Genomic DNA, 22,992 nt, shown 5'->3' with positions numbered 1-22,992 from the left:
GGGACTTGTTCGCACCTCCCTTAAAGCTACTCTACACTGAAAGGGAAGACAGGAGAGTTAAATGAATCGAATCTGCTGCCTGCTGCTGGCCTTATTGACGTTTGTCTGGCCGGCCATTGCCGAACCGACCAAGATCCAGATAGCTACCGCCAGTTGGGGCGGTTATACCGAAACCAATGGTGAAGGTTATTATTTTGAGTTGTTGCGAAGGGTATTCCCCGAGCCGGAATGGCAACTGGAAATTCAGTTTGTTCCTTTCCCTCGCTCTCTGTATATGTTGGAGCGCGAACAGGTTGATATGGTGTTAGGGCTTTATCTGGGGGATATCTCCAAGGGAATTTACAGTGCTCACAAAGTAGAAACCGAGGTGATAGATGCTGCAGTAACTCCTGAACTGGCCAGTGTTTGGCAAGGTATGGTGTCTTTGACCCATAGAAAGGTTCAGGCTTTGATCGCTTATCGTTTTTTTACCTTGACCCAGGTACCCATGCTCTATCAGGAAAACAGCAGCCTGCTGGAGATGCTGCGTAAGGTGAATGAAGGCAAAATCGATGCCGTACTCGATTATAAACCCGACATGCAGCCACTGTTGTCGCAGTTGGAACAGCCAAGAAAATTGGTACTTATCGAAGATGTGCTGCGGGCAGATGTTTATTTTGCCTTCGCCAATAATCCCAAAGGGCTCGAGCTGAAGGCCTTGTTTGACCAAGGCTTTGAGCAGTTGGAGCGTTCCGGGGAATTGGCAGAGATTAAACTGCAGAGCCTGGAGTCGCTGCAACTGAGGGTACAGGAGCAGCCATCACCTTAAAAATCCAGCAAAATCGACATTATGGTGGCGAGTTTGTTTTCCAGCTCCTGCCACTCGGCTTGTGGATCTGAACCTGCGACTATGCCGGCACCGGCAAACAGGTTGATACAGCCGGGTTCCAGCAGGGCGCAGCGGATGGCTACCGCAAATTCACTCTCATATTTATTCAGATAACCACAGGCTCCGGCATACCAACCACGCATATAGCCTTCCCGCTGGCGCAGAAAACTGATGGCAGATTCCCGCGGTAAACCACCGACGGCCGGGGTTGGGTGCAAGGCCTGCAGCAGTTGAAAATCTTTCACCCCGTGACGCAGTTCGGCACGAATCGATCTGTGCAGATGCTGAATATGGTTGAGTTTGAAGATGGTGGGTGTCTCATCGGCACCGACATAGCGGCTCAGCGGGGTCAACGCCTTGACAATATGCTCTCTGACCAGCTGATTTTCATTACTATTCTTGTTGTCATCCAATAGCTGCTGCGCCAGGCGTTCATCTTCTTCTGGGCTCAGGCCGCGAATGGTAGTACCCGCCAGTGCTTCGGTATACAGTTCCTGCTGCTGACGGCGATAAAGGCGTTCGGGTGAGCAGGAGATAAAGCTGCGTTCGGGGCTGAATTCGAAACCGAATTGAAAACTGTTGGGGTTACGTCCTTGCCAACTGGCCAATACTTGCCAGGGATCCGGAGTGTCTTTCACCTGTAGCTGAGTCAGGCGTGACAATACTACTTTGGGAGTGTCCTGATTGAATCTAGGGGCGGTAACTTGTTCCACCAGTGTCTTCCAACGCGGATAATCGGGCCTGTCATTGCGTGACAGTTGTTCAGTCTTGGTTGGTGGCGTCATGGGGCGGGCCGGCACCAGTGCATCCAGTGCGGCTTGTGCTTGGGCTATCTCTTGCTGCTGGTCTCCCTGCCCCAGATTCAGATTAACCAAGAGCCGGAAATAATCTGAACTGCGCCTCAGCTCAATTCGGGGTAACAGGAATCTGGCGCGGCCGAACTCGGGCCAGGAGGCGATTTCGCGATCGAAGGCGACGCCGCCGTAGTAGCGGATCTCCTGATTACTGGAGTAGGCCCGTTGTGTCTCATAGACTTCGGCCAGAGCCTCGTCTGTGACTTCATCTTCGAAACGGAAATCCAGGCAACTGCCGATGGCGGCCACCTCCTCGAGTCTGTCCCTTCCTTGCCAATAAATTCTTGGGTAGCTGGGCTGGGAAGCCAGCCAGGAGATCAATGGGATCGCCTGTACCTCCGCGGCCAGTTGGACAATAGGTTCTGCTGGTGTCAGCTTGGCCAATTGACACAGCTTGTCTTTGAGTGACGAAATGGCCTGAGACAGGGTAAGTGCAGACAAGGGGAGCTCCGAACAAAGGGATCCGGAAGCAGAAAGCGTCCGGCTAACAGTATCTTTAACACAAACTAAAGTTCCACACCTCGAGTGTCAAGCCGTCGAAGGGGCCGGTGTGACGTATAGCATGATCCCATTAATCAGCTTAGGTTAATGTGATGTAAGTGGACATTTTTGCTAGGCAAATTGTCTTGCTGGGACAATCTGTCCGTAGTCGACTCTGTTATCTACTCCCTTTGTATTAATTTGTCGATCTGTATTGGTTTTTACCGTCACTGAGCTTGTAGCTTTTTTGGGCGGCGCCAGAATAGCCCGGATAATCCCAATCAGAAACGACAGAAGAGCCTTATGTCCCATATTCCGGTAAAACTCTCTGCCCTCGCACTGGCGCTGGGCTGTGCCATGCAGGCCAATGCGGCCTCTATTGAACGTGACCCTCTGGTCAATAACGCCATGGACGTGATAGTAGTGCACGGTGAGCGTGCCAACGCCACCGAAGTTGCCACCACCAACTGGAGCATTTCTGAAGAAGAAATCAAAGCTCTGGGGGCCCAGAGCCTGGATGAGGTGTTGAAGAATGTTCCCGGCGTTTACGTGCGTTACGGCGGTGAGGGCACTCCAAGGGTGGATATCCGTGGCTTCAAAACCCGCCATGTGACTCTGTTGGTCAACGGTGTACCGGCTAATAGTGCCGATGATGGTCAGTTTGATCCCAGCGTGATCCCAACCAGCCAGATTGCCAGAGTTGAAGTCTCCGTTGGCCCAACCTCGGTTCTCTATGGTCCAGGCGGCGCCGGCGGTGTTATCAACATCATCACCAAGCGTGGCGACAGCGCTCCGGCGGTATCCGGCAACCTGGAATTGGCCAAGGATGACACCTTCAAGGGCGATATCAGTGCCGCCGGTTCGGGCGATAACTGGCAGGGACTCATCAGTGCAAGTTATCAGCACACAGATGGTTTCCCTATGTCTTCTGACTATCAAACCACTGAGTATCAGGATAAATATCAGCGCAACAATGCAGATAAAGAACTGTCCAATCTGTATGCCCAAGGCAGCTATTGGCTCAGCGATAATACTCAACTCATTGCCAATATGGCACTGCGTTCGGGTGAGTGGGGCAAGCCCCCAAGAGATGGCAGCGGCAGTGGCCGGGTGAAGTTTGAGCGGGTCGATGACTATGATTCACAGACTTTCCAGTTGGGCCTGGCACATAAGTTCAATGATACTTTCACTTTCCGTGGTTTTGGTTATCACAACCAGAGTGATACCTATGAAACCGTGTACGGCGACAATAGCTACGCCGAGCTGACTCAAGCTCAGGATGGCACCTCCAAAGTGCAGGGCGCAAATCTGCAGTTGATCACCGACTTCGACACTGCAGGTATCCTGACTACCTCAGTGATTGCTGAAAAACAGAGCTGGGAAGCGGTAGCTGAAAGCTTTGGCTCCTCGAAGAAGTCCGGCAGCAGCAAGATTGCAGCAGCCAAGGGCTCTGGCGGCGGTAATGGCTCAGGTGGTGGCAGCGGTTCCGGCGGCGGTAGTGGAACTGGTGGTGGCAGCGGTTCAGGCGGCGGTACTGGAACTGGTGGTGGCAGTGGTTCCGGCGGCGGTACTGGAACTGGTGGTGGTAGTGGTTCCGGCGGCGGCACTGGAACTGGTGGTGGCAGCGGTGAGTCTTTCGATGATTCGGCCTGGGTTTATACCGCCGCGGCCGAGTATCAGTTCCAGTCCGACGGTGATTGGGGCTTTACTCTGGGCGGCGCATACCACGACATGGACAAGACCGAAGGCAATGAGAATGATTACTCGGCGCTGGCCTCAGGTTTCTGGCAAGTGGCTGACGATACCCGTCTGAGCCTGAGTGCGGCTCGTAAGGTACGTTTCCCCTCCATGCGTAACCTTTATTCCCTGTCTTCCGGCAATCAGGAGCTGGAAACTGAAATCTCCAAGCATGTTGAGTTAGGGTTGGAGCAGGGGCTGGGTATGAATACCGAGCTGCAACTCTATCTCTATCACACAGATGCTGATGATTACATTGCCAAAGATGCCAGTGGTATGTATCAGAACATAGGCAACTATCGCTTCCAGGGTTTGGATACTGTGCTGTCCAATAACAGCATAGATAATCTGGATTTGAGCTTGAGCTACAGTTATCTGCACGCTGAAGACAGAGACAGCAGCACAGGTTTTGATGGTCTGGACTATCGTCCCAAGCATCAACTGCGTTTCCAGTTGGGCTACAAGTTGCCGACCGAGACTCGTATCCACCTGAATGTGGAACGTATCATGGATCAGAACTACTACGATCAGGAGAAGATCGGCGGTCAGAAGGTATGGCAGGAGAAATCCTTGGATGATTACACCCTGGTGGACATCAATCTGGTACAACCTTTGCTTAAAGATAATCTAGAGCTCTATTTACGAGCCACCAACCTGTTGGACGAGAACTACTATCAGAGTGATTCTTTACCTCAGGCTGGTAGACAAGTCTTTGTTGGGATTAACTGGCAGATCTGATAATGCGCTTACTCGAACTCGAAGGGATCAATTTCAATCATGGTTGTTTGCAGCCTTTGATATTGAGGGATCTGGATCTGAAAATAGAATCCGGATCCTGCCACTGCATCAGTGGCCCCACGGGTTCGGGTAAGTCCAGTTTGCTGGCTTTGCTTGCCGGGCTGCAGCGGCGTCCCTGTGAAGGTGGTATTTTCCGTCGTCAAGGGTTGTTGGTGGGTCTGGTGATGCAAGATCCCCAAGTGCAAATATTGCGTCAAACAGTTGGTGCCGAGGTGGCCTTTGCCTTGGAAAACCTCGGTGTGCCCAGCGGCCAGATGATCTCCAGAGTTCAGCATGCATTGCGCCGGGTGGGGCTGTTTGTCTCGCTGGAAACTCAAGTCAGCAAGTTGTCTCTCGGACAGAAATATCGCTTGATGATTGCAGCCCAGTTGGTGAGTGAACCTGCGGTTTTGCTGTTGGATGAACCTTGGGCGCAACTGGATGATACCGGTGTCGATGAATTGCTGGCAGTGATCCGTAATCTTCGGGCTGAAGGTATGGCTGTGGTACTGGTGGAGCATAATCCCCAGGCTTTTGCCTCGGTTGTTGAACACTTTTGGTACCTGGACCAAGGGCGCCTGTTTCCCGGCAGTTACCGGGTCGAATCCGCCAACCATTTGAAACGCCTGGAGCCGGACCGAAGTCGGGAACTGGTCAGTGCCACTTCATTTGAATTTCGTTATCAGGGGCATTCGCCCCTGTTTGTGTGTCAGCAGGGCCTGTCTTTGGGCGCTGGAGAATTGGTCACTCTGACCGGTAACAATGGTTCGGGCAAGAGTAGCCTGCTGAAGGCGATAGCCGGTATTCAACCCGCGGTGGCGTCCATGCCGCTAAGGGTCTTTGGCCGTAAACCCAAGCCTGGTGCCTATGGCTCCATGTTGGGTTTGTTGATGCAGCGTCCCAACCGTCAGTTGTTTGAGGCCACAGTGATTGAGGAGATGCAGTTCAGCCTGCGCCGCTTCGACTTGCCGCTGTCTCGGGCAGAGAGCCTGCTTGAGCAGCTTGATTTGCTGCATCTGGCTCAAAGTTCCCCCCATACGCTTTCCTATGGACAGCAGCACTTGATTGCCCTGGCTTCTATCGCGTGCTTGACTCCCAGTTTGATGCTGCTGGACGACCCCTTGGCTGGGCTGGACGGCAAACATCTGGGGCAGCTTTGGCAGATACTCAACTATTTGCGTGAACAGGGAGGCAGCATAGTGATTGCCAGCCACAGACCCTTGCCAGATTTACCTTGTAGTCAGTTGTGGCAGTTGCAACAAGGCCAACTGGAAATCGAGTTTTCCCCAGAGGAGGTTACCTGTGTGGGTTAAAGGACAGCGCCATGGCCGCGCTTCTCCCAAGAGGCTGGATCTAGGTGTGTGGGGCAGTGCCACAGCTTTGATCTTGGTAGTGACTCTGTCATCGGCAGCCTTTCTCCTGCCTCAAACTCAGCTTCCCTGGCTGGCGGCTATCAACCTGATCTTGGTGGCTCATGGCATGCTGCAGCGTGGCGCCATAGGTGGGGTAATCCGCTTTGTTCTGTTGCAACTCGGTTTTACTTTGGGGCTGTATGCACTGATGCATGGCGGCGAGCAATTGGGACAAGGCACCTTGGCGGTGGCCCGCATTACTCTGGCTTTGCTGCCGGGATGGTGGCTGTCGGTTACCGTGCGTCCGGAGCGGATCGGTGAAGTGTTATGCCTGGTTATGCCGGCCAAATGGGCCTTTGTGGTGGCCGCTTCTATAGGTCTGCTGCCCTTTATGACTCAGGAGATCGCCGAGATCTATCAACTGCAGCGACTGCGGGGGGCGCGAATTGCTCCCAAACAACTGCTCAATCCCCGCAATTGGCCTGAACTGGCCTACTGTGTGTTATTTCCCCTCTTGATCCAACTGCTTAAGTTGGCCAAACAGATGGCGCTTGCCGCCAAGAGCCGCCACTTTGGTCACACTTCCAAGCCGACCCATTGGCAGGATACCCGGAGCGAACATGGCAACAAATAACATCAAAGGATTTCAATTGCAGGATGCGCTCTTCATCGGCTTTTGTGCCACTTTATTGGTGGCGGTCAAGAGCATGCTCAGATTGAAGCTCGGCTTGTCGGGACATTCTATGCTGCTGATGAGCTTCTTCTATCTCACCTGTTACGGCATCGTCGGACGCATGGGTGCCATGACAGCTTGCGGCGCCTTGGCCGGAGTGGTTGCCATGACCTTGGGGGTGGGCAAAGGCGGCCCGCTTATTTTGCTCAAATTTGTGGTTCCGGCTGTGTCCATGGACCTGGCGCTTCTGCTGCTGGCTAATGCGTTTAACTTGCGTTGGCGTTTCATCGCCCTGGCTTTGGTGGGCTGTATCGCCTGGGCCGCTAAAGGGTTGGTTGAGGATTTGCTGGTGGGTATGAGTGAGCAGGTGGCCTTGGTGCGTTTTGGTCTCAAGTGTTTACAAGGTGGAGCCTTTGCCATAGTCGGGGCCCTGTTGGTGCCCCCCGTTTTGAGACGCCTCAAGGCTCACGATCTTCTCCACAAAGATATTCAGACAGATTGATTAAGGTTTATTGATGAAAGATTGGCTGATTTGTATAGACGATACCGATGATATCGGCACCAAAGGCACCGGTGAGATAGCTTCTGAGATAGCTGAGTTGCTGACCCAACAAGGTGGGCAAACCTCTTTGGTGACCCGGCATCAGCTCTATGTGCATCCGGATATTCCCTACACTTCCCACAATAGTGCCATGTGCTTTGGTTATCGCGGTGAGCTTACCTTGGAGACGATACGTGAGTTGGCCATAGCTCATCTGCTCAGGGAATCTGCCAGCGCCGCCGACCCTGGGTTGGCGCTCTTGTCTCTGGCCGGTTTCAGCGGTCAGGAAGCGCTGATGGCTTTTGGTCGTGAGGCCAAGCAAGAGGTCAAGACCAAGGAGCAAGCTTACGGTTTGGCCAAACGCTTGGGTATCAGTCTCAGCGAGCATGGCGGCACAGGGCAGGGTGTTATCGGCGCCCTGGCGGGCCTTGGGCTAAGGCTCACAGGTAATGATGGCCGAGTGAAAGGCCAGCTGCAATTTGGCCAGACAGATGAAGCGGCGCCTTTTGGCGTTGCCGACATACTAAAGCGCTCTGAGCTCGATGGCGTATTGACCACAGATGGTGAGTGGTTGCAGGAAACCGACACAGTGTGGCTCAGCGGCAAGGTCAAAGCCGTTTGGGCCGAGCATAAGTTTGCCCTCCTGGTCAGCAAACGTGGCGCCGAGTGGCACAATGCCGGTAAACAGCAGCTGAAGGAGTTCTGAATGCAGCAATGGTTTGAACTCAAGCAGGGCAAACGCCTGTTTCTCGGTGGCAGCAGCAATCTACAGGCCGCCCGCGAGGTAGCCGGTCAGTGTGTTTGTTTTGCCGAAGATGATGAAGATGAACAGATAGATGATGTGACCCGCTCCTGTTACAACTGCCAGTATCGCCGCTGGTTGAGTGAAGGGTTTCAGTGTCTTGGCCCAATATCTGAGTGAGATTGGCATCATAAAGGCAAACTTTACCCCCTTGGGTGCATAGGCATTTCCGGATTTGGCTTCTAGAATACGGCAAAGCCGAGTGACATTTGTTGGAGAGTCGTTAACCCCTGACAAACGTTTTTCGGATAAGGACAGAAGCATTTGCCGGAGTGAAAGAATGACTGATGTGGTTCCGACAGCAGCCCTGTTGAAGTTGCCCGTCACCCGATTGGGGATAGGCATGTATGTCTCGGCCATTGAGAACAATGGCCGGTTAGCTGTCGCCAATGCCGGCCAGATCAGAAGCCGCCAGGCGATCACTAAACTCAGCAACAGCGGCATTCGCTTTGTCTGGGTCGATGTTGAGCGTTCCAGCGATGGCTGCGGCCTGAAAAAGCAGCCTCCCGTTTGCAATAGCCATCCTCGTAAAACCTCGGTTAACCCTGAATTGGCAAGAGGTCAGGCCAAACAGCTACTGACAGAGGCCAAGGGCTTAGTGCGCAAAGTCCTCAGTGAAACCTTCGAAGGCAAGGCGATAGAGGTCGAGCCGTTCGCGGCATTGGCAGACAATATGATCGAGTCGGTGATGCTCGACTCGGATGCGATGAAATGCATATCGGCGTTGAGATCCAAAGATGCCTACTTACTGGAACATTCGGTCAATGTCGCCTTCCTGCTGATCACCTTCGGTAAGTATCTCAAGCTAGATCGCGAGATGCTCAGACAGCTGGCCATCGGCGGTATTCTCCATGATATCGGCAAGATCAAGGTGGATAACAAGATACTGCACAAGCCGGGCAAGCTGACGCCGGAAGAGTTTGAGCACATGAAGTTGCACCAGACCTATGCCATCGAGATCATGGAACAGGCCAAGGGCTTGCCTCAAGTGAGCAAGGATGTGTGTCTGATGCACCATGAAAAACTCGATGGCCGTGGTTACCCAAGGGGCCTGAAAGGGGATGCATTGCCGCTGCATGGGCGTATGAGCTGTATTGTGGATATTTATGATGCCCTTACTGCCACCCGCTGCTATAAAGAGGCGATGAGCCCGGCAGCCGCCTTTAAAATTCTGCTCAGTCTGACGCCCTTTCATCTGGATGAGAGCCTGGTGTACGAATTCATTCGCTGTATCGGTGTCTATCCGGTCGGTTCTTTGGTGCAACTGTCCGATGGCCGAGTGGGCATAGTCTGGGAATCCAAAGACAGAGATGTGTTGCACCCCATAGTCAAATGCTTCTATTCCTTGAAGTTTAAGCGATATACCGATGTAACCATGGTGGACTTGCTAAAGTCGGATCTCAATATAGACAGAGGTGTGTCGCCCAGCTCATTGGATGTCGACCCCAAGCCCTTCTATTGATCTGGAGGTAAACTGGGTAAACTGATGGGCCCGCCGAGTGGTGGGCCTTTTTGTTGAGTTTGTGGAGTGACCCCGATGCGTCGAATTTTACCTATCATGACCCTGTTATTGTCGCTGGCCTTGCTGATCCCCGGGGTGACTCAACCTATTTTGAGTGTCAGTGGCACAGTGGAAAAGGCCGAACTGACCGAAGCCGGGTTGGATATGATCGCCGAAGTCGTCAGTGATGGTTCCGGACGCGACAGTGCCAGGGGAATGCTGGCGATGATTAGCGGTATGCTGGGGCTGAACAACCTTCAAGGTGAAATGGAGGTGTTCAACAAGACCCGTAGTATCTGGGGCACAGTGACCGAGCTGCATCAACACGGCAATACCCTGGTGGCGGCGCTGGTGATGCTGTTTTCCGTGATAGTGCCGGCCTGCAAGCTGGGGCTGATGCTGCTGGCTCAGGCACCGCTGTCCAGTAAGGTGCGGCAGATCATCGACAGTATTACCGCGGCCATTGCCAAATGGTCCATGGCCGATGTATTTGTGGTGGCGCTTATCATCACCTATATGGCCGGCAACGCCTCGGCCGGCATGGGGGATTTGGTTCACACCCACGCCAGCCTGGAGTCGGGCTTCTGGTTTTTCCTCGGCTATTGCCTGTTGGCCATCGCCGGCCAGTATTGGCTTAAACCCCGTCAGTCCTGACCCAGCACGCCGTCTGTCGCTATCGGTACTATCCAATAGCGGCAGGGGTTGTGACGGCAGACCTCCGCCAGGGTTTGCAGTAGCGCCTGCTGTGACTCTTGCGGATGCATCACCTCGAACTTGTAGAATTCCCGATACCCTTCCACCTGTTCCTTGAGATTGAAGTGGCTGTGCTCGCGGCTGAAGCCACAGATATTGATCAGGCTGAAGCCGGAGAGGTAGTCCAGCGACATCAGGGTGTCGACCACATCGTCTTTTAGATTGTGCTGCACTATCAGCACCAAGAGTTGTTTCATTGGCGTTTCTCCAGGGTTTGATACAGCAGTGGCAACAGATAAAGGGTGGTGATAGTGGAGGTGATCAGCCCGCCTATGACCACGATTGCCAGCGGCCTTTGAATTTCGGCGCCGGGCCCGGTGGCAAAGGCCAGCGGGATCAGGCCGAACATGGCGGTGGTGGCCGTCATCAAAATCGGCCGCAGTCGGCGGGCGGCACCTTGTTCGACCCGCTCACTGAGGCTGGCAAACAGATGCCGCGACTGTTCATAGTAACTGACCATCACCACGCCGTTGAGCACGGCTACCCCCAGCAGGGCGATAAAGCCCACTGAGGCCGGCACCGACAGGTATTCGCCCGAGATAAACAGGCTGAAGATACCGCCCATCATGGCAAAGGGGACGTTGGCCAGGATCAGCAAGGCTTTGGAGATATTGCCGAAGGTGGTGAACAGGATCAGGTTGATCAGCATCAGCGCCACGGGCACCACCAACAGCAGGTTACGGGTCGCCCGTTGCTGGTTCTCGAATTCGCCGCCGAAATTCAGGCTGTAACCGCTGGGCAGAGACAGCTCAGCGGCCAGCTTGCCCTGTAGTTCTTCGACAAAGCCGACGATATCGCGGCCGCTGACATTGGTGGTGACCACGGCAAAACGGTTGCCTTGCTCGCGTTCAATCAGTATCGGCCCTTCGCGATAGCTTATTTGCGCCAGTTCACCAAGGGGCCTGAGGCTGGCATCCGGCATTACCAATAGCCTTTGCTCCAGTTGCGGCAGGCTGTTGATACCATCTGCTGCCTGGGCGATCAGCACGGGAGTTCGCTTCTTGCCCTGGATTATCTCGGTTATGGCCAGGCCTTCCAGTTGGCTCTTGAGATATCGGCCAAACTCATCGGCACTCATGTTGTAACTGCGGGCCAAACCCTCCTTGAGGCGGAGGTTGATAAAGGGGCTGCCTTCGGTCATGGCGGTTTTGACATCCTGGCTGCCGCGAGTGGCGCTGGTCAGGTGTGCCGTCTCGCTGGCCAATCTTGAAAGTGTCTCAAGATCTTCACCGAAAATTTTAATCGCCACATCGCCTATGCTGCCGGTAAGCATCTCGGAGACCCGCATCTGGATAGGTTGGGTGAAGTTGAAATTGATCCCCGGAAACTTGAGCACTTCGGTGCGTATGGCATCGATAAGCTCCTCTTTGCTGGCAAAGCGCCACTCCTCCACGGGTTTAAGTTCCATGAAGACATCGGTTTCATTCAGCCCCATGGGATCCAGCCCCAGTTCATCGGCGCCGGTGCGGGCCACCAACTGGCGTATCTCGGGGACAGTGGCCAGCAGGTGCTGCTCTATCTGAGTATCCAGTGCCAGCGAGGCCTGCAGCGAAATCGATGGGGACTTTTCCAACTGCAGAATAATGTCACCCTCATCCAGGGTCGGCATAAAGGTTTTTCCCACCTGAGTAAACAGCCCCAGGCTCAGTACCAGTGCCACCAGTGCCGTGGCGCAAAAAGCCTTACCGTGCTGTAACACCCACTGCAGACTGAGCAGGTAGCGCACCTTGAGCCAGCCAATGGCCTTGGGTTCGTTGGCCGCTTTTTCATTGACCAGATAGGAGGCCAGCACGGGGATCACTGTCAGCGACAGTGCCAGTGCCGACAGCATGGCAAACACTATGGTGATAGCCACTGGGGTGAACAGTTTGCCTTCGAGGCCGCTGAGAGTCAGTAGCGGTGAGAAGACTATGATCACTATCAGGGTGCCGGATACTACAGGCACGGCCACATCTTTGGTGGCGCGGTAGATGAGGTGCAGCCTGGGCAGGCGTTTGCCGCCGGCAATCTGGTTGACCATGTTCTCCACCACCACCACGGAGGAGTCCACCAACATGCCGATGGCGATCACCAAGCCGCCGAGGCTCATCAGGTTGGCCGACAGATTGAAGTAGCGCATCAGCATAAAGGTGGCCAGCGCCGCCAGCGGCAGCGACAGTGATACTACCAATGCCGCCCGCAAGTTGCCGAGAAACAGCGCCAGCAACAGAATAACCAACACCACGGCCTCAAACAGGGCATCTGAAATGGTGCCTATGGCAGTGTCTATCAGGTTGGCCCTGTCGTAGAACACATTCAGCTGGCTGCCGGGAGGCAGGGTCTTTTCTATTTGGGCCAGCTTTTCCCGTACCAGTTTAATGACCTGATCGGTATTGGCATCCTTGAGGCCGACGATCAAGGCCTCTGTGGTTTCTTCACCATTACGGGTCACGGCGCCGTAGCGGCTGAGATGACCTATTTCGACTTTTGCAAGGTCTTGCAGGCGATAGCTGCCGCCCTGATTGGTGGCAATCACCAGTTGTTGCAGGGCCTCCAGCGAGTCGATGCGCCCTTCGGTGCGAACCGTCAGGTTATCTGTCCCTAGCGTGATGCGTCCGGCACCCGTGTTGCTGTTGTTGCTCTCGATACGGGCTATCAGTTCTTCCTGGCTGATACCGGCCTGAGCCAGAGCGACGGGATCCGGGGTGATCTGCAGTGTCTTGGCAAAACCGCCGAGAATGTTGACATCGGCGACTCCGGGCACGGTACGCAGCAGCGGCCTGACTTCCCATTCCAGCAACTGACGGCGCTCCAGCAGCGACAGCGAGGGATTCTCCAGCGAGAACATAAAGATTTCACTGAGCGGGGTGCTCATGGGGGCAACGCCGCCTTCCAGATCGGCGGGCAGCTTGTCCCATACCGCCGCCAAGCGTTCACTCACCTGTTGTCTGGCCCAGTAAATATCTGTGCCTTCGTTGAAGTCCAGGGTGATGTCGGTAATTGCATACTTGCTGGTGGAACGCAGTATCGCCTGCTTGGGGATCCCCAGTAGCTCGGTCTCAACCGGTACTGTCACCTGGGCCTCTATCTCTTCGGCTGTCATGCCGGGAGCCTTGAGGATGATTTTCACCTGGGTCGGCGAGATATCCGGGAAGGCGTCCAGCGGTAGCCCCAGCCAGGAATAGGCGCCGGCACCACAGAGCAGCAGCGCTGTTATCAGGGTAAACAGTCTTTGAGTCAGGGAGAAACGGATAATGGCACTGAGCATGCTATTCGCCCCCCAAACCCAGGAGTATGCCTTTGACGGCCGCCACTGAGTCGCTCAACACCTCGGCACCGACCAGAGTCTCATTGGGTGCCAGGAAGTAGCTGTCGGCGCTGGCGCCTAGCACTTGTACGTCGATTGGCCGCAGCTTGTTTTGGCTGTGACTCAGCACCTGGCTGCCAGTGCCCCAGGAATAGAGACTCTGCTTGGGCACCACCAAGGCATTGATGGCCTGCAGCGGAATAACCTGCAACTGCTGCCCGGGTTGCAGGCCGCAGCTTGGGGGAACGGCCTGGCTCCAGGCATCGACAAAGCCCTGTTTGGCCAGCTGGTCCTTGCGGCTAATCTGCAGTTGGCACTCTCCGGCCATCACGGCATTGACACTGTCTTTCTGGGCCAGGGGTAAACGCAGCTTAAGCCTGAGTTCGTCGGCGGGCAGTATCCCCAGCAGTGGGGCGCCGCTCATCAGCGGTTCACTGCTATCGCCGTATTGCAGCAGTCCGGCCATGGGCGCGTGCAATATCAGAGTCTCAGGTTTATCCCCCGGTTTAAGCAATTCACTGAAATGCTGCAGGTGTTCATATTGCAACAAGGTGTCGAAATACTGCCGGCTTATCTGCGACCAGGTTTCGGCACCTATGGCACCGTTGGCTCGCAGCTTTTGGTTGCGATCATAGCGTTGCTTGGCGAGCTTGAATGCCGCTTCGGCGGCGGCAAATTGCAGCTGAAAGTGGGCAATTTCGGCGCCCTTAAGTTGCACCAGTGCTTGGCCTTCATCGACCCATTCTCCTTCGGCCACCAACCAGCGTCGCTGTTGGATGGTTTCCGGGGCCGTGAGATAGAAGCTGCTGCCGGGCTGAGCCGCCAATATTGCCGGTACAGGGGCGGCCTCTATCTGTTGCACTTGGTTCACTGAGGTGAAGCTGAGTGTCAGCTTACCTAGGTCAGCAACCGAAATTTCCTGCGCCCACAGCGGGGAGAAGAACAGTGTCGACACCAGTGTGCCAACCAGGGTTTTAGGGGTCATAGGGTAACTCCGAGCGCTTGCAGTTGTTGGGAATGCAGCTGGGCTTGTGCCAGATGGTTGAGCGACAGCCTGGCTTGGGTATCCAGGGCCTCAAGGTGGCGCCGCAACCAGGACTCATACTGGGCTGGGCCTTGTTCGGCCGTGGTCAGCAGGGTTTCGCTGAGCTGTTTGCTCAGCTGCACGGCTTGTTCCAGCCCTTGCTGTTCTTGTTGTAGCTGGGCTTGACGACGTTTGAGTTGTTGTAACTGTAGTTGGCTCTGCAGTAGCTGCTGTTGTTGCTGTTGCTCCAGTTGCAGCCTTTGTTGCTGCAGTTCGCCAAGCTGTTGTTGGCTCAGGCCGTTGCCAACAGGTAAGGGGATTTCCAGTGCCAGACCCAGAGACTGTTCATCCTGTCCCAGAGTTGCAGTGTTTTTGGCCGTGACAGACATCAGCCAAGGAGTGTCATCTCCTTCGAGTTGGGCGTTTGTGGTGAGCTGCTGACGTTGCTGCTGCAGCGCCAGCAATTGCCACATGGGATGCCCGGCACCGGCATCATCCGGCAGTGGGGTGTCACTTTCATCCAGTGACGGCAGCTGTTGCAGTCCGGTCAGTCGCTTGAGTGCCTCATTGGCTTCTTGTTGTTGTTGCTCCAGTGGGAGTTTAGTGAGCGACAACTCCAGCAGTTCACGTTTTAACAGCAGTACCGAAGTTGCCGGCATTTCACCACTTTGGCTCAGGGCCTGTTGCCGTTGCAGCAGTTGCTGCAGTACCTGTTGCTTGTGGCGCAGTTGCGCCAGCTCCTGCTCGGCTTGTGCCTGTTGCCACCAATACTGACGCAACAGGCCAGAGAGATAGAGGCGCTGCAGCTGGCTTTGCAATTCCAGCATGCGTTCGTTAATGGGCTTGAGCTTGGCATTCTGGCGCTGCATGGCCGGTGACTGAAAAGGCAGGTTGAGCGAGAGCTCCTGCTCATAGCTGTTGTGGCTTTCCAGGCTGCCAAGATGGCTCAAACTGATGCTTGGCAAGCCTGTCAGCCAGTCCGAGCTGTGATATATTGGAGCCAATTGTGCCGAAGATGTGTGCAGCCTGTTTTGACTCAGGGACAAAAGGGCGTCTCTGTCTGTTTCCGGGGCCGCTCTCAGCTGAAACACCATTAACAGCAGGCTACAACCCAGATAGAGGGGGCGGATTTTCATGGGAGTGTCTCTTGGGGAAATACCAGCCGCCAGCCTGGCACTGATTTGGCCTGTCGTCTTCGGTGACCTGTATCATATTTGCACTTATGGGACATATGTACCATAAGGTAACTACATGTTTTTGAAGCCTATTAATCGGGAGTTGCGTCAATGAAGGATCTGGTGATGATAGTGCTGCTCAGTGTGATCATGACGCTGAATCTGCTGGATGTGTTGTCAGATATGCAACTTGGTGTGCCGACTTATCACATAGTGCAGGAGAGCATTTTGGTGGCACTTTCCGCCTGTGGTGCCCTGTATATCAGTTTTGATCTGATCCGCCGCAGCCGCGAGATGCAGTTACTCAAGTCAAAGTTGGCCAATGCCGATGCCAAGATCTGCAATATCTCCAGTCGAATGCAAGCCGCCCGCCAGGAATACACCCAGGCGGTACAGCAACAATTTGAGCTCTGGTCGCTGACCCGCAGTGAGCAGGAAGTGGCTTTATTACTGTTGAAAGGCTTGAGTTTCAAAGAGATTGCCAGTGTTCGCAGCACCAAGGAGAAGACGGTGCGGCAGCAGGCATCGGCAATTTACGCCAAGGCGGATGTTGATGGCCGTCATACCTTCTGTGCCTGGTTTATGGAAGACTTTATTCAACCCGTTGCTAGCGCTGATACTTCACAGGCGGCCTAAGACACGGGTGGCATCTGTCGTTTTGAAGCGACTTTACACGCGTTTCTTGAAGCTAATCCTGCGGCGGCTGAGCAAGTAGGATTAGGCATTTTCCCCGGCAACTTTCCTCCTTGCTACCAGGCTATCCCTGTCTAAGAGAGCGGGTTTCCTGCCAGTTAATGCACATAAAAAGGTATAAAAAATTTTTTCTTAGTGCTTTGGGTTCTTTATTATCGAGAATCGATATTGGCACCCAGGCTCCACAGACACCAATAATAGCGGCATTATTTAACTGTGGAGGTGGCGGTGAAGCCTGGCTATATCCTGCTGTTTCTCTTACTGGTGGTACTGGCATCGACCCAGACCCAAGGCTTGTTGCGGGCTCTGATTGAACTCAGCGCCTTCGCAGGTTTTTGTTACCTGTTTTCAACCCTGCCAGAGAATATAGCCAAGAGACGAGCTGCCGATAAACAGCCAGAGAATCACTCCAAGAAGTAAGGGCTTACTACCACTCTGCTGTAGTTTCCTGAAGGTGATACCACAGCCAATCAGGAACAAACACACCACCAGGGTACGCTTTGCCAGCTCAAATAGTTCCTGATAGATAAATTGGCCCTGAGGTAACACACTGGTGATGGCAATAGCCAGGCAGTAAAACAGAATAAACCCGGGAATATTGAGTTTACCCTTGCCACCAAACAACAAGGCGCTGATTGCCGCCAGAGGCACTATCCACAAGGCACGTGCCAGTTTGATGGTGGTCGCCGTTTTGAGTGCTTCTTCACCGTAGGCGGATGCGGCGCCCACCACGGACGAGGTGTCGTGAATGGCGATGGCGCTCCAAACCCCGAAGTCATGTTGGCTCAGCTGCAGCAGATGACCTATCACGGGAAAAACAAACAGGGCAACCGAGTTAAGTACAAAGACGCAGGCCAGTGCAATGGCGGTTTGTTCGTTGCGGGCATTGATAGCCGGTGCCACCGCGGCGATGGCGCTGCCACCACAGATGGCGGTGCCACTGGCAATCAAGTGACCGACTCGTCTATCCAACCCCAAAACCCGAGTCAACGCCGTGCCCGCCAGCAGGGTCAGCAGTATGGAACCGAGAATTAACGGTAAGTTGCCTACAGAGGCGTCGATCGCCTGTTGCAGCGGAATGCCAAAACCCAGACCGACAATGGAGATGGCCAGCAGTTTTTTGGTCAGTTTCCCCAGATCCCAGTCCGATGGCAACCAGCCGAGATTAGCCAGCACAAATCCCACCAAGAGTGCCAGAGGTGAGGAGATTGCGGGGTGTAGGCAGGCGATGGCAAGCAGGCAAAACAGCCACTTTTTCTGCAGTTGGCTCATGGACAAGAGATAGCAAGATTCCGGGAGCGTTAGTATAAGTGAGGCAAAATGCTAGGAAAACTAAAATTAACTTAATGTCCAGCGTAAGTTCTACTGAATCTCTGACTAAGACAACAGGATCAGGGAAGCCAGTTCCCCGATCCTGAGTCGATGTCATTTCTGGCAGAGTTTGCTGTGCCTTTTGCTGTGTCTAATAAGGCCAAGCCTATGACGCTCTGTTGCGATTAGACCCGTGAAGACAACTGATATTCATGGCCATCTTTGGTGGTAAAGCGTTTGCAACTCTTGTTGCTGCGTGGTTGACCGCCATCATTATGCAACAGGCTAATCCACTCACGCTTGAGGCTGTTTTCCTGGCAGCGACCATCGATGAGACAGCGTTCCAGCTGAATGTCTTCAATGGCGGCGCAGTCGCGGCTGCCGATGCAGCCCTGACGATCAAAACTCAGCTCCAGGTGACAGCCGCAATCATCCTTGAGCAGTATGGCTTCGGGCTCGCTGCGGTGGCCGCTCAGGGCGACAAACTGTTGTGGCTGTTTGAGGCCACACTGGCTGCCATCGGCAAAGCAGGCCAAGAGATGCTGATAGTAGACCACATAGCAAACCACCTCGGCATGTGAGCCGTTTGCCAGTGGGAACAGCCGGTCAAGCAGTTGCTTGGCATTGGCCATCTTGTCGGCGATATGGCGTTCACCGAGTGCTTCCACGGCAAAGACGGCTTCGGCGATGAAAGGGTTGTGCTCTTGATTGATTTTTTGCTGCATAGTGGAGATGTTCATCGTCTCGCCCTCGTGTTTTGCTTTCCTTGACCTGATGGCACTGTCGCCTCATGGCCGGACAATTCCTGTGAATTGCTTAATTTGTAGGCTAGCGTTTTTTTGATTACAATTTCACAATAAAAATTTTACAGTGTGAATTTTACAAAATGCGCCAAGACCAAAGCCTGATCCGTAAGTCACATTTTCTGGGTACTAAAATAAGAAACCTCAGAAAGCGCAATCACTTAACTATGGAAGACTTGTCGGCACGCTGTGTCAGGGTCGATCCTGAGTCGGCGCCGTCTGTGTCATACCTGTCGATGATCGAAAGGGGCAAGCGTATTCCCAGCGCTGGTATGCTGGCGGTCATAGCCGCAGTTTTTCAGAAAGAGGTGAGTTGGTTTCTGGACGATGCGCCGGAGGAGCAGGCTATCACTCCGGACAAAGGGCGGCGCGGTGGTGTCAGTGGTATGCCGCTGGAGCCGGGCTTCCTGTTTTCCAATGATATTTTGCAGATAGCCATTCCCGAGATGCTGTCACAAACGGGGATCAGCGGCCGCCAGTTTGCCCACCTGTTGATCCGCGCCCATCAGGAACATCATCAAAACCATTTCCCCGATCTGGAACGGGCCGCCGAAGAGGTGGGTAAGAAGCGTCTACCCTTGTCGGTAGAAGAGATGCTGGATCTCGCCGCGGCGCAGGGACTGAAGATCCAATGGTTCGCCCGGCCGGCAAAACTGCTGACGGATGCCCAGGGGATCAGTGCCGGGGAGTTGGTGACTTCCTACATGGAGCCGCCGGGAACGCTATTTCTCAACGAGATCCTTAAGTCTCAACCAACCAGGCTCAAGTACGATTTGGCGGTGCATATAGGTCACTGTGTGCTGCACAATCGCGATGGGCTGAGCAATGTGTTGACCGTGGGCCGCAGTGGTTTCAGTGAAACCGATCCCCAGATCCAGAGTTCGTCTCTCAATGCCCAGGATATTCTCCAGGCCTGGCGTGGCTTTGAGGCCAGTTTCTTTGCCGGGGCCTTGCTCTGCCCCAAAGTAGCATTCAGGCAACTGCTGGACAGATACGGCTACGAGATAGATGCTCACCGGCTGGCGGGGGTTTCTCCCTCGGTAGCGATGCGGCGTATGACAGTGGTTTCACCTTATCCTCACTGGCATTATTTCGATGCCTATGCTCCGGGCAAGCTAAAAGCTGTGTATCGGGGCAACGGTATTCCGCTACCCTGGGGGAATATGCGGGCGGTGGCCGACCCTTGTCAGCACTGGGCGGTATTTCGGATGATCACCGAGCCCAAGGAGGGCAGTTCGGCGCAGATATCCATTCTGGATGTGGAGCAACAACCCAGGATCTATTGCTGTGAATCGGTCAAGGTAGAAGACTTGGCCGGTAATCATCATGTGCTCTGTGCCGGAATAGATCTCAATCCAGCCATTGAGGCCCAGGGGGAGGATGCCTTGTCATTGGCGCAGGATCTTAAACAAGCTTGTGTCGAGCAGGGCGGAGAAGGTGCCATTCCCAGAAAGATAAAACAGCAACTGCTGACAGTAGCGCGGATACTCAATATTAATTGGGTCGAGCGTGGTATCGCCGGTGATGCCAGATTGATCTGCTCCAGAGGTGCAGTTTGCCCAAGACGCCCCACCTGTTATGGCGAGCAGCCTGAGGTGAGTTTTCCCTGGCCCAAACAATAACCTTGGAACACTAGCAGAACTTTGGGTTGGCAAACACAGGCCATAGATAACTTATATTCATCTATAGTCTGTCTTGAATAGCGCTGGACTTAACGGGTTTTAGCTCACTCTAATATGGCCATTACAAAGCCCATGGTCAACAGAATAGCCATGATCAGTCTAAGGCTGCTCTGTTGTTTCTGATAACGAATAATCACAGGATCTTGGCTGTTGGCTAGAGTGCCGGACTCCAGCGACTGTTTGACCCTTATCGCTATATTTGGTGAATCATTTTCATCTGTATGAGCCAGTTCAGGATACTGAACCCGTATATGTTTCAGTAGCTGCTGCCAACGCCAAAGCTGCAAGACAAAGAAGAGTCCTGCCAGAATAAACATCAGCCAGGCGATATGTGACAGCGCCCATTCTATCTGTGGTTCCATGAATACTCTTTTATTAGCCGAAAGATAGTTGCGGCTATGTTATACCAATCAGCAGTAAGATTCAGAAGTTGCATGTGTACTCAAGGCTTTGCGGGAATGAGGTTCAGTATTCCCAACGGCAGTTGCAAAGCTGCCGTTGGGGAACCTGAGGTTAAACCTTGAAGCGGGCGACTAAGGTATCCAGCCTATGGGCCAGATTATTGAGTGCGTCACTGGCCGCGGCGGCGGCTTCGGCGGTCTCGGCAGTGCGCTGGGTTATCTCATTGATCTCACTGACGTTACGATTGATATCCTCCACTACAGTGGATTGTTCCTCTGTGGCTGCCGCCACTTGGATATTCATATCGCTTATCTGGGCAATTTGCCCTGAAATACCGCTGAGCGCCTGGCTGGCTTCATCCACGGCCTGAACGCCTTCACGGGAGCGATTACGGCTCAGCTCCATGGCGCTGACGGCTCTGGCGGCTTCAGCCTGCAACTTATCTATCATTACCTGCACTTCATCGGTTGAGGCAGCGGTGCGGGAAGCCAGGTTTCGGACTTCATCAGCCACGACCGCAAATCCACGGCCGGCTTCACCGGCCCGAGCCGCTTCAATGGCGGCATTCAGTGCCAGTAGGTTGGTTTGCTCCGAGATGGCACGGATCACATCCAGAATGCCGCCGATGGATTTGGTATGGGTCGCCAGAGACTCGATTACTTCGCCGACCTGAGCCACATCCTGCGACAACTGGTTAATGGTATCCCGGGCGCGGGTCACCACCTGTTGGCCAGTGGCCGATTCGCTGTCGGCATCTTTGGCTGTTACCGCCGCCTGGGCCGCATTGGCGGCAATCTCGTTAACGGTTGCCCCCATTTCGTTGATAGCGGTCACCACCATCATGGTGCGGTCTTTCTGATCCTGGCTGTCGCTCATGGTCTGCTGGGCCTGCGCCGAGACATCCTTGGCTGATAACCCCAACTGTTCGCTGGTGGCGGCCACTTCGACTACAGAGTCCTGGATCTTGGAGATAAAGCTGTTGAAGCCCTTGGCCAGTTGGGCTATTTCATCTTCACCCTCGACCGGCAGACGTTGGCGCAAGTCGCCTTCGCCTTCGCCTATGTCGCGGAACATTTCCGCCACCTTGCTGATGGGGCGGCTAACAGAGCCTGCCACTATCACAGCCAGGAAGATGAAGCCGGCGGCAATCAATGCTGTCCATAACAGAATCTGGTAGGCGGCCTCTTGCAACAGGGCAAAGATCTCCCCTTGAGGAACCTGAGCCACCAGATACCAATCCATTGACGGAATATAGCTGCTGGCAACCAGCATATCGGTACCATTGACTTCGGTTTCGAGCAACTGGAAGTCGCTCTTATTCAACAGTTTGCTGACATTGCCTGGGTAGAGATCCTGCAAGCTACGCTTGCCTGTCAGACTCTTGTCCGGATGCAGTTGGATCTTGCCCTGATTGTCGGTGAGGTACACATAGCCGCTCTGCTCAATCTTGAAGGAGTTGAGCAGGCGCACCATATCGTCGAGCGACTTGGCCAGCCCCACCAGGCCGCGACCGTTGGGCTGTTGATAGTTAATGAAGAGTTTGACCTCGCCGTTGGCTTCGGTGAACACATTCAACATGCGTTCCTGGCGACTGTCTCTGTAGTTGAAGAACCAGCCGTCCTGCTGTTGATTGAGGATCCGCAGGAAACCGTCCTGGGTGTAATAGGCCGCCGTCTCGCGGTCGGCGTAGGAGGCTTGCGCCAAATGATACTGACGGGTCATGTCCTTGAGTTGTGAGATGACCAAGGGGACTTCGGCTTCGGGACGCCCCTGTTCCAACCAGTGTTTGAGCATCTGACTGTGGGCTAGTTGCTCGGCGCCGTTCATCAGTGTACTGATCTCCAGATCCAACTTATTGCGGATCTGCAGCATCAAGCTGGGCAGCTCGGAACCGAGCATACGTTGTTCGACAACTTCACGGGCACTGCGCTGGCTGAGCACACCAACTAAAATAGTCGACATCAGCACGGCCAGAGTCACCGTCAGTAAAATCTTTTGTTTGATGGTAAGCATAAGTTTCATAGCGATCGCCTATCCATATCCTTATTAATGTGGACAACAGCATTAATTAGCCGGCGTTGGTTACGGCCGCGAGCTAACACAGTGGCAGGGACTTTCCCTTAAGTCTTTGTAGAGTATAGGCATGCCAGCTGTTTTATGGGGCTGGATCTTATTGTAGAACCGGGATTATGACTAAAAATTGCCCTTGCTTCAATAGAGCCTAATGTTGCGTTCGGTAAATAAAAAAACGCGCCTTATAAAGACGCGTTTTTGTGGT

Annotated in this window: 20 protein-coding genes; 11 read left to right on the top strand and 9 right to left on the bottom strand. The window is 54.0% G+C overall.

Annotated features, from left to right (window positions below):
- The first annotated feature begins 61 nt into the window (after positions 1–61).
- A complete protein-coding gene (locus ACWAU4_RS21430; protein WP_224867748.1) occupies positions 62–808 on the top strand; it encodes a substrate-binding periplasmic protein in 747 nt (248 codons plus the stop codon).
- Here the strand turns inward: ACWAU4_RS21430 and ACWAU4_RS21425 are convergent.
- A complete protein-coding gene (locus tag ACWAU4_RS21425) occupies positions 805–2,163 on the bottom strand; it encodes an isochorismate synthase (protein WP_101055886.1) in 1,359 nt (452 codons plus the stop codon). The two genes, ACWAU4_RS21430 and ACWAU4_RS21425, sit on opposite strands and share 4 nt — an antisense overlap.
- Positions 2,164–2,505: 342 nt before the next feature.
- Here ACWAU4_RS21425 and ACWAU4_RS21420 point away from each other — a divergent pair, with 342 nt between their 5' ends.
- From ACWAU4_RS21420 to ACWAU4_RS21385, 8 genes are all read left to right on the top strand, one after another.
- Positions 2,506–4,677 carry a TonB-dependent receptor plug domain-containing protein gene (locus ACWAU4_RS21420; protein WP_454290379.1) on the top strand — a complete coding sequence of 724 codons (2,172 nt, stop codon included), beginning with the start codon at positions 2,506–2,508 and terminating at the stop codon, positions 4,675–4,677.
- 2 nt (positions 4,678–4,679) lie between these two features.
- The gene (locus ACWAU4_RS21415; protein WP_101055884.1) at positions 4,680–6,029 is read left to right on the top strand and encodes an ATP-binding cassette domain-containing protein; all 1,350 of its coding nucleotides are present in this window, start codon (positions 4,680–4,682) and stop codon (positions 6,027–6,029) included.
- Positions 6,019–6,702, top strand: coding sequence for an energy-coupling factor transporter transmembrane component T (locus ACWAU4_RS21410; RefSeq protein WP_101055883.1), 684 nt, complete (start codon positions 6,019–6,021; stop codon positions 6,700–6,702). The genes ACWAU4_RS21415 and ACWAU4_RS21410 overlap by 11 nt, the downstream gene beginning before the upstream one ends.
- Positions 6,689–7,243 (top strand): core component of ECF transporter, encoded by a 555-nt coding sequence (locus tag ACWAU4_RS21405; RefSeq protein ID WP_234595386.1) that lies wholly within the window; start codon positions 6,689–6,691, stop codon positions 7,241–7,243. The genes ACWAU4_RS21410 and ACWAU4_RS21405 overlap by 14 nt, the downstream gene beginning before the upstream one ends.
- A 13-nt stretch (positions 7,244–7,256) precedes the next feature.
- Positions 7,257–7,988: a DNA-binding protein gene (locus ACWAU4_RS21400; RefSeq protein ID WP_101055881.1), complete on the top strand. Its 732-nt coding sequence runs from the start codon at positions 7,257–7,259 to the stop codon at positions 7,986–7,988.
- The gene (locus ACWAU4_RS21395) at positions 7,989–8,204 is read left to right on the top strand and encodes a hypothetical protein (protein ID WP_025009171.1); all 216 of its coding nucleotides are present in this window, start codon (positions 7,989–7,991) and stop codon (positions 8,202–8,204) included. It abuts the gene before it with no gap.
- Between the two features lie 160 nt (positions 8,205–8,364).
- The gene (locus ACWAU4_RS21390; RefSeq protein WP_412523060.1) at positions 8,365–9,546 is read left to right on the top strand and encodes an HD-GYP domain-containing protein; all 1,182 of its coding nucleotides are present in this window, start codon (positions 8,365–8,367) and stop codon (positions 9,544–9,546) included.
- Between the two features lie 75 nt (positions 9,547–9,621).
- A complete protein-coding gene (locus ACWAU4_RS21385) occupies positions 9,622–10,239 on the top strand; it encodes a paraquat-inducible protein A (RefSeq protein WP_144218019.1) in 618 nt (205 codons plus the stop codon).
- Here the strand turns inward: ACWAU4_RS21385 and ACWAU4_RS21380 are convergent.
- The 4 genes from ACWAU4_RS21380 to ACWAU4_RS21365 are packed head-to-tail and all read right to left on the bottom strand — an operon-like array spanning position 10,230 to position 15,784.
- Positions 10,230–10,535: a DUF3240 family protein gene (locus ACWAU4_RS21380; RefSeq protein WP_025009174.1), complete on the bottom strand. Its 306-nt coding sequence runs from the start codon at positions 10,533–10,535 to the stop codon at positions 10,230–10,232. The genes ACWAU4_RS21385 and ACWAU4_RS21380 overlap by 10 nt on opposite strands.
- Positions 10,532–13,585: an efflux RND transporter permease subunit gene (locus ACWAU4_RS21375; protein WP_101055878.1), complete on the bottom strand. Its 3,054-nt coding sequence runs from the start codon at positions 13,583–13,585 to the stop codon at positions 10,532–10,534. The genes ACWAU4_RS21380 and ACWAU4_RS21375 overlap by 4 nt, the downstream gene beginning before the upstream one ends.
- 1 nt (position 13,586) lies before the next feature.
- Positions 13,587–14,609, bottom strand: coding sequence for an efflux RND transporter periplasmic adaptor subunit (locus ACWAU4_RS21370; protein WP_165565926.1), 1,023 nt, complete (start codon positions 14,607–14,609; stop codon positions 13,587–13,589).
- Entirely contained in the window at positions 14,606–15,784 is a 1,179-nt protein-coding gene (locus ACWAU4_RS21365; protein WP_454290378.1) for a TolC family protein, read from the bottom strand. The genes ACWAU4_RS21370 and ACWAU4_RS21365 overlap by 4 nt, the downstream gene beginning before the upstream one ends.
- A 150-nt stretch (positions 15,785–15,934) precedes the next feature.
- Between ACWAU4_RS21365 and ACWAU4_RS21360 the strand changes: the two genes are divergently transcribed.
- On the top strand, positions 15,935–16,459 hold the full coding sequence (locus ACWAU4_RS21360; protein WP_107005845.1) for a helix-turn-helix transcriptional regulator: 525 nt from the start codon (positions 15,935–15,937) through the stop codon (positions 16,457–16,459).
- Between the two features lie 405 nt (positions 16,460–16,864).
- On the opposite strand, the gene ACWAU4_RS21355 is transcribed toward ACWAU4_RS21360, so the two are convergent.
- Together ACWAU4_RS21355 and ACWAU4_RS21350 are read right to left on the bottom strand one after the other, a co-directional pair.
- Positions 16,865–17,788, bottom strand: a complete 924-nt coding sequence (locus tag ACWAU4_RS21355) for a YeiH family protein (protein ID WP_101059576.1) — start codon at positions 17,786–17,788, stop codon at positions 16,865–16,867.
- 224 nt (positions 17,789–18,012) lie between these two features.
- Complete coding sequence (locus ACWAU4_RS21350; protein ID WP_107005844.1) at positions 18,013–18,567, bottom strand: aldolase/citrate lyase/malate synthase family protein; 555 nt, start codon at positions 18,565–18,567, stop codon at positions 18,013–18,015.
- 146 nt (positions 18,568–18,713) lie between these two features.
- Here ACWAU4_RS21350 and ACWAU4_RS21345 point away from each other — a divergent pair, with 146 nt between their 5' ends.
- Positions 18,714–20,252 (top strand): DUF3612 domain-containing protein, encoded by a 1,539-nt coding sequence (locus ACWAU4_RS21345; protein ID WP_454290377.1) that lies wholly within the window; start codon positions 18,714–18,716, stop codon positions 20,250–20,252.
- Positions 20,253–20,356: 104 nt separating this feature from the next.
- On the opposite strand, the gene ACWAU4_RS21340 is transcribed toward ACWAU4_RS21345, so the two are convergent.
- Both ACWAU4_RS21340 and ACWAU4_RS21335 read right to left on the bottom strand, forming a co-directional pair.
- Positions 20,357–20,674 carry a hypothetical protein gene (locus ACWAU4_RS21340; protein WP_187575120.1) on the bottom strand — a complete coding sequence of 106 codons (318 nt, stop codon included), beginning with the start codon at positions 20,672–20,674 and terminating at the stop codon, positions 20,357–20,359.
- 151 nt (positions 20,675–20,825) lie between these two features.
- Positions 20,826–22,736 (bottom strand): methyl-accepting chemotaxis protein, encoded by a 1,911-nt coding sequence (locus ACWAU4_RS21335; RefSeq protein ID WP_454290376.1) that lies wholly within the window; start codon positions 22,734–22,736, stop codon positions 20,826–20,828.
- Between the last annotated feature and the right edge of the window lie 256 nt (positions 22,737–22,992).

Source organism: Shewanella sp. FeAMO (assembly GCF_053653955.1).
This window is presented reverse-complemented; position numbering and strand designations above follow the sequence as displayed.